Source organism: Mesorhizobium sp. P2_A12, assembly GCF_056405075.1.
Genome location: NZ_JBFUCU010000002.1, coordinates 284428 through 296692, shown reverse-complemented (window position 1 = coordinate 296692; position 12265 = coordinate 284428). Strand labels below are relative to the sequence as shown.

General features: G+C 59.7%; 11 protein-coding genes. 6 read left to right on the top strand and 5 right to left on the bottom strand.

The annotated features are described in order from the left end of the window. The first annotated feature begins 1 nt into the window (after position 1). The 3 genes from AC1DZU_RS06210 to AC1DZU_RS06200 all read left to right on the top strand — a co-directional run bounded on the left by AC1DZU_RS06210 (position 2) and on the right by AC1DZU_RS06200 (position 3568). A complete protein-coding gene (locus tag AC1DZU_RS06210; protein ID WP_477282748.1) occupies positions 2 to 796 on the top strand; it encodes a pyrroline-5-carboxylate reductase family protein in 795 nt (264 codons plus the stop codon). A 48-nt stretch (positions 797 to 844) separates the two neighbouring features. Then, positions 845 to 2830 carry an oxidoreductase gene (locus AC1DZU_RS06205; protein ID WP_477282746.1) on the top strand — a complete coding sequence of 662 codons (1986 nt, stop codon included), beginning with the start codon at positions 845 to 847 and terminating at the stop codon, positions 2828 to 2830. 255 nt (positions 2831 to 3085) lie between these two features. Continuing rightward, positions 3086 to 3568 (top strand): pyridoxamine 5'-phosphate oxidase family protein, encoded by a 483-nt coding sequence (locus AC1DZU_RS06200; RefSeq protein WP_477282744.1) that lies wholly within the window; start codon positions 3086 to 3088, stop codon positions 3566 to 3568. 171 nt (positions 3569 to 3739) lie between these two features. On the opposite strand, the gene AC1DZU_RS06195 is transcribed toward AC1DZU_RS06200, so the two are convergent. After that, a complete protein-coding gene (locus AC1DZU_RS06195) occupies positions 3740 to 3961 on the bottom strand; it encodes a hypothetical protein (protein WP_477282742.1) in 222 nt (73 codons plus the stop codon). A gap of 401 nt (positions 3962 to 4362) precedes the next feature. Between AC1DZU_RS06195 and AC1DZU_RS06190 the strand changes: the two genes are divergently transcribed. Further along, the gene (locus AC1DZU_RS06190) at positions 4363 to 4626 is read left to right on the top strand and encodes a YMGG-like glycine zipper-containing protein (protein ID WP_095091059.1); all 264 of its coding nucleotides are present in this window, start codon (positions 4363 to 4365) and stop codon (positions 4624 to 4626) included. A gap of 111 nt (positions 4627 to 4737) precedes the next feature. Here AC1DZU_RS06190 and AC1DZU_RS06185 read toward each other — a convergent pair whose 3' ends face one another. Continuing rightward, entirely contained in the window at positions 4738 to 4908 is a 171-nt protein-coding gene (locus AC1DZU_RS06185) for a hypothetical protein (RefSeq protein ID WP_477282740.1), read from the bottom strand. A 184-nt stretch (positions 4909 to 5092) separates the two neighbouring features. Here AC1DZU_RS06185 and AC1DZU_RS06180 point away from each other — a divergent pair, with 184 nt between their 5' ends. Together AC1DZU_RS06180 and AC1DZU_RS06175 are read left to right on the top strand one after the other, a co-directional pair. After that, complete coding sequence (locus tag AC1DZU_RS06180; protein ID WP_095091057.1) at positions 5093 to 5296, top strand: CsbD family protein; 204 nt, start codon at positions 5093 to 5095, stop codon at positions 5294 to 5296. 365 nt (positions 5297 to 5661) lie between these two features. Further along, on the top strand, positions 5662 to 6750 hold the full coding sequence (locus AC1DZU_RS06175; protein WP_477282738.1) for a YihY/virulence factor BrkB family protein: 1089 nt from the start codon (positions 5662 to 5664) through the stop codon (positions 6748 to 6750). 72 nt (positions 6751 to 6822) lie between these two features. Here the strand turns inward: AC1DZU_RS06175 and AC1DZU_RS06170 are convergent, their stop codons facing one another. The 3 genes from AC1DZU_RS06170 to AC1DZU_RS06160 all read right to left on the bottom strand — a co-directional run bounded on the left by AC1DZU_RS06170 (position 6823) and on the right by AC1DZU_RS06160 (position 12107). Beyond that, complete coding sequence (locus AC1DZU_RS06170) at positions 6823 to 7275, bottom strand: alpha-ketoglutarate-dependent dioxygenase AlkB (RefSeq protein ID WP_477282736.1); 453 nt, start codon at positions 7273 to 7275, stop codon at positions 6823 to 6825. Positions 7276 to 7819: 544 nt separating this feature from the next. Further along, on the bottom strand, positions 7820 to 9925 hold the full coding sequence (katE, locus tag AC1DZU_RS06165; protein ID WP_477282734.1) for a catalase: 2106 nt from the start codon (positions 9923 to 9925) through the stop codon (positions 7820 to 7822). Between the two features lie 136 nt (positions 9926 to 10061). Beyond that, positions 10062 to 12107, bottom strand: a complete 2046-nt coding sequence (locus tag AC1DZU_RS06160) for a sensor histidine kinase (protein ID WP_477282731.1) — start codon at positions 12105 to 12107, stop codon at positions 10062 to 10064. Between the last annotated feature and the right edge of the window lie 158 nt (positions 12108 to 12265).

The window sequence follows — 12265 nt, the reverse complement described above, 5'->3', positions numbered from 1 at the left end:
GATGGGCAAACCCTTGAGCATTGGAATAATCGGTGGAGGTGGCTGGCTTGGACGCGCCATCGCCGAGGCCATCGTCGATGCACAGATAGTCGCCACTGAGCACCTCACGCTTTCTTACAGAAGCGGGCAACCCGGCTTTCTGCCAAACGCTGCATGGACCAGGGACAACCAGGAACTGGCCGATCGATCCGATGTCGTCATCGTATCGGTCCGCCCCCAGGACTGGCCTGCCATCGACATCTCTGCGGATGGCAAGCTCGCCATGTCGGTCATGGCCGGAGTGCCTCTCGACCAACTGGCTCGACGTCTCAAGACCGAACGCGTCGTGCGCACGCTTCCGAATGCTGCGGCAGAGGTGCGCAATTCCTATACGCCCTGGATAGGCTCTCGGGGTGTTACTGCGGATGACCGCAATGTCGCTCGTCGGATTCTGGAGGCCTGTGGCGCCGCCGATGAAGTCAAAAGCGAAGCAGATATCGACTATCTGACGGGCCTCACTGGATCCGGCCCGGCCTTTCCTGCTCTCCTGGCCGCAGCGATGATGGACGATGCTGTCGGTCGAGGAATAAGCCCGGACATTGCCCGAAGGAGCGTCAGTGCGGTGTTGATCGGAACAGGAAAACTCCTCGATGCTCGCGCAGACAATCCCAAAGACATCGTCCAGACCTTCCTCGACTACCGCGGCACCACCGCAGCAGCAATCGAGGCCATGCGCGCGGCTGGGTTTGAAGCTGCCGTGGCAGACGGCCTTGCTGCAGCGCTTCAGAAATCCGTGAGCATGGGACAAGCCTCCTGATTGCCACACGAGGCGGATTGCCGTCCTCCGACCCGCAGGCGAGATACAATGTCAAAACTCTTTCCGCATCTGTTTTCGCCCGTAAAGCTGGGCAGTCGCACCCTGCGGAACCGGATCGTGTTCGGAGCACACACCGCCAACATGGCCGAAAATGGCGTGCCGACCGAACGACACGTTGCCTACTATGCAGAACGAGCGATCGGCGGGGCCGGCATGATTGTTGTCGAACCCATGCCCGTCCATCAGGCCGCAGTGCTGACACGCGGCAATTTCCGGCCTGGCGACGATAGCGTCATTCCTCATTTCCAGCAGGTCACGCGGGCGATCAAGGACAACGGGGCGATCGCCATCCAGCAGCTCTACCACGTCGGTGCGCATGGCGATTCGGACAACTCATTTCACGCACATTGGTCGCCCTCGGGCCTTCCGAGCTACCACGACAGCGACGGTTCCCACGCTATGTCGCAGGATGAGATCTGGGAGACCATCGACGGCTTTGTTCAAGCCGCGCGCCGCTGCAAGGAAGCCGGTTTCGATGGTGTCGAAGTCTGGGCTGCCTATGTCGGGCTGATCGATCAATTCTGGACGCCCTGGACAAACCAACGCGAAGACCAATGGGGAGGCTCGCTTGAAAACCGCACGCGGATCTCTCGCGAGATCCTGACCCGCATCCGGGAAACATGCGGCCGAGATTTTATAGTTGGGCTCTCGGTCAGCGATGAGCCAGACTACACTGTCGCGCTCAGTCGCCAGGAGCTGGCGGAGATCATTCGGTTGCATGATGAGGAGGGGCTGATCGACTACGTGACCTGCGGAACCGGCAGCTACCTCGATTTCTACAAGATAATGCCGACCTTTCTCTACCCGGAGAAGCTTGGCGCCGATCTTGCGGCGACCCTCAAGGGTGTGGTCAAGACGGCCCTCGTGGTGGCCGAGAGCCATATCAGGACGCCTGAAAACGCCGAAACCGTGCTCGGCGAGAGGGCTGCGGATCTGGTCTCGATCGTGCGGGGCCAGATCGCCGACCCGCATCTGGCCCGCAAGGCCGCGGCAGACCGGCCGGACGATGTGCGCGGCTGCATATCCTGCAACCAGATGTGCTGGGGCCGCCGTTCACGCGACTACTGGATCAGCTGCCTTATCAATCCCTCGGCAGGACGCGAGTTTGAATGGGGTGGTGACCGGTTCACGGCCGCCACCATCAAAAAACGGGTGCTTGTCGTCGGCGGCGGGCCGGCTGGCCTCGAGACGGCACGCGTTGCCGCCGAACGGGGTCACGACGTCGTGCTGGCCGAAGCCTCCAGCAGACTGGGCGGGAACTTTCTGCTCGCCGGGCTGCAGCCGCGCCGGGGGCAAATCCTCGACCTTCTTGGGTGGTATGAGCGCCAGCTCAACAAGCTGAACGTCGACGTGAGACTGAACACCTATGTCGAGGCATCGGAAATCCCCTCATTCCAAGCCGATACCGTCATCCTGGCCACAGGATCGGTGTCTCCCGAAACCGGATTTCAGAAGGCGCTCCCGGCAATGCCGAGCCTGCCCGGCATCGAAAAGGGAAATGTCTTCTCGATCGAAGCCGTGATGGCCCGCCATGCGCGACCAGGCAAGCGCGTGCTTTTGCTCGACGAAGGCGGAGGCTGGCGCGGCGGTGGCACAGCCTGGAAACTTGCCGAGGATGGCCATCAAGTGACCATTCTCACGCCCGACCCGCTGGTCGGCAAGGAACTGCAGCGGACGGCTGCCGATTTCCCGCTGCGACGGACTTTGCGCCAGCTTGGCGTCAAATGGGTGGTGGACGTCAGCGTTCTGGAATGGCACGGGGACGGCGTGACCGTCGTCGACCACAACACCCGTGAAGAAAGCTTCGTTCCGGGCGATTGCCTGGTTCTCGCAACCACCAACGTGGCGGTGGATTGGCTGGCGAAAGAGTTGAAAGGCACATCGCAACCTTTCACGGAGGTCGGCGATGCCGCCGCTCCGCGCCAGGCGCCTTACGCATTCCACGAAGGAAGGAAGGTCGCCTTGCGGCTATGATAGGCACGCTAGTCGCCAGGATGGCCGCGCAAAGCAGGCACCCTGCCCGCACCCTCCCGAGCGGCATTCGGACGAAGGGACGTCGACCCGAAAAGCGAGATGGCATCATTCCATCTCCCTGGTAAGAATCTCACGCGAGACCGAACAGTTTTACGACTTCCAGCAAGGAACGTTTTTCACCAATCGCCGGCCCCGTCGGAACCGACATGCCCAACAGTCGTTTGTCCCCTTTCGCCAATTCGAAAGGAAACGCCTATGCCAACCCCCGCCGAACTGAAATCCAAGTTCTGGGCATCCTTGAAGTCCGATATGACGATGATGATCGGACTCGATAACTCCAAGGTCATTCCTCGTCCGATGACTGCACAAATGGAGACTGACGGAAATGGTCCAGTCTGGTTCTTTACGGCGAAAGACACCGAACTCGTTCAGGGTCTGACGGATGGCAGCAAAGCGACCGCGACCTTCACGTCCAAAGGCCACGATCTGTTCGCCACAGTGCAGGGGAATCTTTGGCTCGACAACGACCGTGCAACGATCGATCGGCTTTGGAATCGCTTTGTGGCCGCATGGTTTGAGGGCGGGAAAGATGATCCGAGGCTAGCGTTGCTACGGTTCGATCCGCGGGAGGCAGAGATTTGGCTGGATGGATCGAGCGTAATGGAAGGGATCAAGATGTTGCTCGGGTTCGATCCCAAAGACGAATACAAAGACAACGTCGCCAAAGTCGAGCTTTGACTCTGACGCGCCGACCGCGCTGTGGGCTCTGGTCTAGTTCGATCATTGTGTACTCCGCGTAGGCAACCTGGCTGCTGCCCTCGGCACGAAGAGTCGAAGCCGCTATTGCCAGAAATAGTCAGCGCTTCAGAGTTCAAACTGATCCACTACCGCGTTGCCAAACCCATTGACTCATTCCGGCTCGCTCTTGATTGCAGTAACGAGAGCCTGGACCTGCTGGCCATGTTGCGTGGCAATCTTCAACAGAGTCGTGGCCGTTTCCAGGGGTGTCCAGCCCTGCGCCTCTGAGGCAGTTACCAAAGCAGCAAATGCGGTCTCCAGTGCGACTTCGCAATTGATCTCCCGATCTGCGTTACCCTCTGGCAATATTGGCGGTTCAACAGTCTGGGTCATGTCGGCTTTGCACTACCTCCTGAGGCCGAAAAAGCTCAGGACTGCAAGCACGACGACGACAAGCCCGACGAGATAGATAATGCTGTGCACGGTTCGATCTCCTCCAAATGATTTGGCAGACCAAGCTCTCTTGCCCGGTCTTTGAGGATTTGGTGGTAACCCTCGCATCGAGTGAACACTTGGAACTGTCTAATGTTCCAATGCCCATGCCGCCTTTTCCAGATGCGAAGGTTTTCCTCGCCGGACAGATGCGCCAAGCAGCCCCTGCTTGAGCCAGTACATGGCCCCCCTCGCTGAAGAGGGCTCGCGCAATCAAAAGCTAATTTAGCAAATCGACGGATCGAAAAAACAAATCGCGCATTTATCACCGGGCTCAATGTCGGGCCGCTGGAGGACAACTCATGAAAAAGACATTGCTCATATTGAGCCTTATCATTCCGCTAGCAGCATGCTCGCGCACCGAACAGGGCGCTGCAGTCGGTGGCCTGGGCGGAGCGGCAATTGGTGCCGCCGTAGCCGGTGATCCCGTTAAAGGCGCGATCGTTGGCGGTGCCGCTGGAGCCATCGCGGGCGCGGTGATCGGGCATGCCAGTGAAGCCGGTCAGTGCCGCTACAGAGATCGCAATGGGCGTGTCTACATCGCACGGTGTCCCGACGGATATTGATACTATCGAGCCGTGTGATCCCGTCAGCGGGATCACACACACGGCCCAAAGCTCGGCCGTTTGTCTTGGCTGCCGACAGGCTCCACATGATCCCAGTCAGAAAGTTGCGGTCTAAGGCTTCCTGTTTTTCAGCATCCGCGCTTCCCGCAAGAGCGATGCCCAATTGAGCCCGAGGAAGTCGATCAGCTCACGGGCCTGTGCTTCGGTGATGCCGGTCTCGCTAGCCAGACGACGAGCCATGCCGTCCGTCGCAGCCGGTGGCCTTCCTTGCTCGTCAACCATCAGTCGGATGTCCCTTCCTGTGACCCAACGGCCCGCGAGGTGGATGGTTCCTGCCGCCTGCCCAGCCCAACAGGCTCCGGCCATCTACACAGCGTTTTGAGAAAGTCCGAGCAGCGAGCACATCGTGGAACCTCCCTCTTCGGACGACGTTTGGCCTTGTGTGAAACGAAGGAGACCCTGTGTCATGGACTGGAACCGCGTCGAAGGAAACTGGAAGCAGGTTAAGGGTAAGATCAAGGAACAATGGGGCAAACTCACTGACGATGATCTTGATCGAATCGCCGGTAAACGCGATCAGCTCGAAGGCAAGATCCAGGAGCGTTACGGCATCGAGAAGGATCGAGCCCGTCGCGATATCGATGACTGGTATGGCCGGCAGGGGTGGTAGGTTCGAATTCTCCGCCCCGCGGAAGCGCGACTGATCATAACGCCCGTCGCTCCATTCACGGCAGCGACGGGCCGTCCTTAGGGGATAGCTTGTCGGCTAATAGAGCGCGCAGAAAGGGACGTAGCTGCGCCGATCTGAAAGCAAAGGGAACCGACCTGCAAGTCTGTTGTGGACCAGATCAAATCCCAGGCGAAGGATTTTTTGCGCGTGCACAACGGCGACAAAAGAAGGCCGTCGAAAGGGCAAAGAATTTCAAGGCCGAGGGATAGCGGTGCAGGCGGCGCTGGACGGCAAAGCAAAGCCAGATCAGGCGAGAGGTACTTTGCCGCGCTGGCGGCGCCCAACGACATCTGTGGAACGCGGGATTGATTAAGGCGCGCACAGTGGCTTCGAGGGCGGAAGGGAAACAGCAGCCGACCGGAACGAAGCCCTCACTCATCGATGGGGAAGCGGCCAGTCGTGCTGCATCAACCACAGAAGGCAGCAAAGCCACCCTGCGGTCGGAGCCTAGAGGCCGTGGACGCGATGCTGCCTGGCCATCACAGATCCCGGCGCTGGGCTGGAAGGATATCTTCTGGCGGCTGTGGGAAGAATTCAACAAGGACCGGGTCCTGCTGGTCGCGGCAGGCGCGACCTTCTATCTATTGCTCGCTCTGTTTCCGGCGCTGGCGGCCTTCATTTCGATCTATGGTTTCGTCGCGGATCCTGTCACGGTCGCGGATCATGTCGCCTATCTGGGCGGTTTGCTGCCGTCGGGCGGGCTCGATCTTATTCGCGACCAATTGCAGGCTCTGGCCAAGCAGAAACCGGGTGCTCTCGGAACCGGCTTCTTCATCGGCCTTGGCATCGCGCTATGGAGCGCCAACAGCGGCATGAAGGCGCTCTTCGACGCCATGAACATTGCTTATGAAGAGCGCGAGAAACGCAGCTTCATCACCCTCAACCTGATGTCGATCCTGTTTACGGTCGGAGCCTTGCTGATTGGCATCGTGCTGTTGCTGACCGTGGGCGTCGTTCCGGCATTGTTGCGCTATTTCTACCTTGATGCCTGGACCGAAACGCTTGTTGCGGCGTCCCGATGGCCGATCCTGGTTTGCACCACGCTGACCGGCATTTCCCTGCTCTATCGCTTCGGGCCGAGTCGGGAGCATGCCAAGTGGCGATGGCTGAGTTGGGGAGCCTTGATCGCGACCACTGTCTGGATCGGGGCATCGTGGCTCTTCTCGTTCTATCTGCAGCATTTCGCCAACTACAACGCCACGTACGGATCGCTTGGCGCGGTGGTCGGCTTGATGATGTGGACTTGGATTTCAGTCATCATCCTTATTGCCGGCGCCGCCATCAACGCGGAGATGGAACATCAGACGGCCGTCGACTCGACCACGGGCCCTGCCCTGCCCATGGGCAAGCGCGGTGCGGTCGTCGCCGACACATTGGGCAAGACTGCGGATTGATATTTCGGCTCGCCGTATCCCCTCTGCAGTGCTTGCCGGTCCGAACGCGCCGCCCACGCATTTGATTTTGGCCTACAGCCGCAATGTTCGCAGCGTGATTGAATAGCGATGCTTGGCCAAAGGCGGAATGCTGTGTTCCCATTCGCTGCGCGCCGGGCCTGACATGAGATAGGCTGACCGCGGTTCAACCGTGATGGTCTGACGATCCCATCTGTCGCCGTTCTTGCGACGCAGCCTGAAATCACACTGTGCCAGAAGCGACACGCCGGCAATCAACTCATAGTGCGGTTTGTCGCGATGCCACCCAATGCCGGCGCCCGGGCGATATTCGTTGATCAGCACCTGAGCCAAGTTCTGTTCAGGGACGCACGCAAACGCAGCGACCTTCTGCCGAAGCGGCAGAAGAAATTCCGGTATGGGCGGCGCCTCGACCACCTGGCGCCGCTGATAGTCATATCGCGCTCCGAAGCTGACGACATTGCGATTGGCGAGGTGGCCGTGGAAATCGAACGGTTCGAACGCCAACTGCTGGAGCGCTGAAACGAGAAATGCTTCATCGTCAGGCGAGATCAGCTCCGGCCGGTAATGTGGAAGCCGTTCGGTAATGCGTTGGCCTATGGGAGGCTTTCGAGATCATGCTGCACAGATGGTTTTGAAACGAATGTTGGACAAGGATCCTCAGACCATGCCCTGCACTTGGCTTTTCCAACAATTTTTTCATCAAGCGACCCGGTGCAACTAAGCGGCACCCGGCCGATCAACCTTCGGACGAGGCGAATGTCCTCGATAAATAGCAGCTCTTGTTCCGCTCCTTATTGGGTGCACTCGGAAAGAGCCCCGCCACTGGACCGCACCCAGTCGCGGACTCGTCGGGCATTGCCGGCCCCGACCGAGTCAGCGCGGCGCCACCAACTGAACTTGACATTCCAGCGCCGCCCCAACAACAGGATGCATGACGAAGGGCCACATGCCAAGGCGTTTGGCAATGCCCGTGGGACACGGCTGGTGAGGGAGGCGAAGGCGTTTATCTCGTCGTTCTCCTGAGATGGCCCGATGTCGCTAGCGGAATCTAATCCAACTTCACCTTCGGCTCGCGCGCCCACCAGCGCAACTCTCCAAGCCTTGCAACAAAGCCCGAAATATCCTTGGCCGATCCAAGCGAGATAACCGCCTCATCTTCGACAATTCCGGCCTTAGACAACAGCGGAGCTGCCGCTTCGACGAAGCCGATGAACTTGCAATGCGCAAAGGCATCGGCGACGAAGTCGCGGGCGGTCGATTCCTTCATCAGGTCGCCCATCGCAGGTTTTGCAGGCAACAGCGCGATGGCGTCGTAGAGAACCGATGGCGCGCCTGATATCATCTGGTGTGCGTCGATCCAACTTCCGTCGCTGGCCTTGGCCCCGCCGACCTTCGGCGCGATGATCTCGAAGGTTGCGCCAGCCTTGGTCAACGCCTGCTTCATTGCCTTCAGCAGGCCGGCGTCTGTTCCGTCGGTCACCAGGATGCCGAGCTTGCGGCCTTCAAAACGGCCTGGGCCGTTCTTGAGGATGCTGAGCGAATCCAACGCACCGAGATCCCGGCGCGTTGCCACTGCCGCATTGGCAGGCTTCGGCATAGCCTTCAGACCGAGCGCTTCCGCCACCTTGGCGGCCAGCCCATCGTCGATGTTCAGAAGGTGGGAAACGATGCGCTCGCGAATGATCGGGGTTTGCACTTTGCTCAGCTCAAACGTGAGCGCCGAGGCGATGTGCGTCTGCTCGACGGGCTGCTGACTGATGTAGAACTGGCGTGCCTGGCTGTAGTGATCGGCAAAGGTTTCCGACCGCAACCGGGCCTTTGGGCCTTCGACTTCGTCAAAGGACCGGGCACCCCTAGCGGGCGATTCACGTGGTCCTTCGTCCCATGAATTCGGCTGGTAGTTGGCACGCCCGACCGGGTTGCGCATCGCCATGTGTCCATCCTGTTGAAAGTGATGGAAGGGACATTTGGGTGCGTTGATCGGCAGGTGGGTGAAGTTGGTGCTGCCCAGCCGTTTGATCTGCGTGTCGAGGTAGGAGAAATTTCGGCCCTGCAGCAGCGGATCGTTCGAAAAGTCGACGCCGGGCGGCACGTTCTGCGTCATGAACGCGACCTGCTCGGTCTCGGCAAAGAAATTGTCGGGCATGCGATCGAGCACAAGGCGGCCAACCGCGGTCGGCGGCAGCACCTCCTCGGGGATGAGCTTGGTGGGATCGAGGATGTCGAAGTCGAACCTGTCCGCGAATGCCTGATCGAACAGCTGCAGTTGCAGTTCCCATTCGGGGAAGTTGCCGGCGTGGATGGCGTCCCACAGGTCGCGGCGATGGAAGTCGGGATCCGCGCCGTTGATCTTGACCGCTTCATTCCAGGCGACGGACTGGAGACCGAGCTTCGGCTTCCAGAGGAACTTGACGAAGGTCGATTCATCGTTGGCGTTGAGCAGCCGGAACGTGTGAACACCAAAACCTTCCATGAAGCGCAGGGAACGCGGGATCGCCCTGTCGGACATCGCCCACATGATCATGTGCATGCTTTCCGGGGTGAGCGAGATGAAGTCCCAGAAATTGTCATGCGCTGTCTGCGCCTGCGGGAAGTCGCTGTTGGGCTCAGCCTTGGCGGCGTGGATCAAGTCGGGAAATTTGATCGCATCCTGGATGAAGAACACCGGCATGTTGTTGCCGACGATGTCCCAGTTGCCCTCCTGCGTATACAGCTTGACGGCGAAGCCACGCACATCCCGGGCAAGGTCGGCAGAGCCCTTGTTGCCGGCAACCGTGGAGAAGCGGACGAAAGCCGGCGTCTTCTCGCCAGCGCGCTGGAAGATGTCGGCACGCGTGTATTTCGCCAGCGATTTATAGGTTTCGAAATAGCCGTGCGCACCATAGCCACGGGCATGGACGACGCGTTCGGGGATCCGCTCGTGATCGAAATGGAAGATCTTTTCGCGGAAGTGAAAGTCTTCGAGCACGGTCGGTCCACGTGGGCCGATCTTGAGCGAGTTCTGGTCGTCGGAAACCGGCCCGCCCTGGGCGGTTGTCAACACCGGTGTCGCGCCGGATGCTAGCTGGTGCAGTTCTCCGCCCGCGCCGCGACGCAGTTTCTGATCATGAACGGTCGCGGCCGTCCCAGCCGATTTGGATGTTTGCTTGGCCATGCAGGAAATCCTTGAGGTGAACGCGCGAGCTGCGCTGCTTGCTCAATGTCCCGAAAGGATTTGTGTTCCGTCGTCCGTTTGGATCCTGCTTGTGCCGCCCTGGTGCGCCCGAAATAATTCGGACCTACCGCGATGTCTAAGTTTCGCTACTTGGGAAAAGCGCTTCAGCCTCATTCGGCTCAGACAGGTTCACCTGAAATAGGCAGACCAGTCCTGACTTTTCGAAAGTCAGCACCACGCGTCCCGCGGAATCGGAGTCGAATATGCGCTCCAGGAGCTGGGTGCCAAACCCCTTGCGCTCGACAGGGCCGACGGTCGGGCCGCCAGTCTCTCGCCATTCGAGTTCAAGTTGGCGTTGCTGTTTTTGACCAACAAGCTTCCAGGATAGCGAAACCTTGCCGTTCGCATTCGACAGCGCTCCATATTTGATCGCATTTGTCGTAAGTTCATGAAGCGCGAGAGCACATGAAAGGGCAACGTTGGGCGGAAGCCAAACCTTCCCTCCGCTGATTTGAAATCGTTCGATCGGAGCATGTGGCTTGATCGAGGCTGCAACCAGATCATGGAGATCGGCGCCGCTCCAGTTCTTTTGCGTCAGGATATCGTGCGCCTTCGCCAGCGAGATGAGCCGGTCGGACAGGATCCGTCCTGCCTCCGGCAAAGTGGTTGCGTTGCGGATCGTCTGGCTGGCGATAGCCTGGACCACCGAAAGCGTGTTCTTGACGCGATGGTTGAGTTCGTTGACCAACAATTTGCGATGCTCTTCGCCGCGTCTGCGGTCGGTTATATCAAGGCTAATCTGCACGGCACCAATTATGCTGCCGCCCGGGCTGCGGATCGGACGCGCGCTTGAGAGCAGAAAGCGCTCCACGCCCGACGGAAGCGTATAAGCGAATTCTTCGTTGTCGGTCAGTTCTCCGCGCATTGCTCGACTTAGAGGCCGGTCCTCCCGGCTCACGGTATGGCCGTCCTTGGTCGCCACGGTGTTGATCACGAGGTCGGGCGCGCCAAACGATTTGCGGGCGTCGGTCGGCAGACCCATGAGTTCCGCCGCGAAGCGATTGCGAATGACCTGAAGGGCTTGGGGATCATAGGTGAACCAGACCGCTGCCGGCACCGTCTCCAGTACTGTCTCCAGTTCATACCGTCGCTCGGCGATGGCGCGCTCGGCGTCTACCAGCGCCTGCGCAATGGCACCGAACTCGGCAACCGTGGTGGACATGGGCTCAACTGTGCGGCCTTGCCCAAGCGCGTCAGCGCGGGCGGCAAGGTCGGTGGTCGCCCCAGTGAAGCGCTTTCCAACAACGTATCCGAGGGCGATCGACACAAGAAGCGCCAGGAGGCCGATCCCGCAAATTGCCGCGAGCGAACGCCACAGCGGCGCCTGCACCTCGGAAAGCGGGACGTTGGCGGTATAGAACCAATCCGAATATGAGGATCGATAGTAGCCCGCCAGCAGCGTGGTGCCCTCGAAGTTGCGGGACGTGAAGCTGCCGGAGCGACCAACGATTTTTTCCAGATATTCCGGCAATCCGGGTCTGCCGGTCATCTGCTCGTGCGAGCTGGAACGTGCCACGTACCTTCCGTGGCGATCTCCAACACCAACCGTCCACCCCTCGGGCACAGCAGGCATCATGACATCGCGGACGCGCGCGGTCGGGATGGAAATCGAAAGCATCAGATCTTCGCCCGTCGGAGCCGGCACCCGTATGGCAACGGCTACACGGTGGTTTTTGGAATCCTTGCTGGCAAAGACGTCGCTGACGTAAATGCCCGACGCTCGGAGTTTCTCCAAATCCTCCGTTGGCATCGGATCTACCGGCGGCAGAACCACACCGTACCCGATCTCTGTGTTCAACAACTGATTGCGAGCTAAATCGCGCAGGACAATGATCCGGTCCGTCCCTTCGACCAGGCTGAGCGCCTCGCCGCGAAAGGCCGACAGATCGCCATTGGCCAGAGCAGGCGACTTCGACAGACCGTTGAGAGTCGTTTGCAGGTTGGCCAGTTCGCCCTCGACGACGAGCGAAACCTGCCGGGCGGTTTGGCGGGCGTCCTGTTCGAAGCGGGACCGCTCATGCACAGCATATTGGACCAGCAGATAGGCCGCGAAGAGCCAGACGGGTATCACCGCGGCCGCGATCAGACCAAGCAGGTGCGATCGAGCTGATCGACGAGGCAAAATGCTGTTTCCCCTGCCGCCTCAGAAACTTGCCCAACCATAATCGCAAGCCGGTGAACAGCAAGCGTTAGTTCAAGCTAGGGCGGTCGCGGCAGTCGAGAGAAATCCGACCCGCCGACAACGGGCTGATCCCCGCAAACAATGCGTCGGACCGGCCC

What these genes read in the sequence shown, in the direction of transcription:
- AC1DZU_RS06210 (WP_477282748.1), top strand. Translation starts at nt 2, where the DNA reads ATGGGCAAACCCTTGAGCATTGGAATAATCGGTGGAGGTGGCTGGCTT.
- AC1DZU_RS06205 (WP_477282746.1), top strand. Translation starts at nt 845, where the DNA reads ATGTCAAAACTCTTTCCGCATCTGTTTTCGCCCGTAAAGCTGGGCAGT.
- AC1DZU_RS06200 (WP_477282744.1), top strand. Translation starts at nt 3,086, where the DNA reads ATGCCAACCCCCGCCGAACTGAAATCCAAGTTCTGGGCATCCTTGAAG.
- AC1DZU_RS06195 (WP_477282742.1), bottom strand. Translation starts at nt 3,961, where the DNA reads ATGACCCAGACTGTTGAACCGCCAATATTGCCAGAGGGTAACGCAGAT.
- AC1DZU_RS06190 (WP_095091059.1), top strand. Translation starts at nt 4,363, where the DNA reads ATGAAAAAGACATTGCTCATATTGAGCCTTATCATTCCGCTAGCAGCA.
- AC1DZU_RS06185 (WP_477282740.1), bottom strand. Translation starts at nt 4,908, where the DNA reads ATGGTTGACGAGCAAGGAAGGCCACCGGCTGCGACGGACGGCATGGCT.
- AC1DZU_RS06180 (WP_095091057.1), top strand. Translation starts at nt 5,093, where the DNA reads ATGGACTGGAACCGCGTCGAAGGAAACTGGAAGCAGGTTAAGGGTAAG.
- katE (WP_477282734.1), bottom strand. Translation starts at nt 9,925, where the DNA reads ATGGCCAAGCAAACATCCAAATCGGCTGGGACGGCCGCGACCGTTCAT.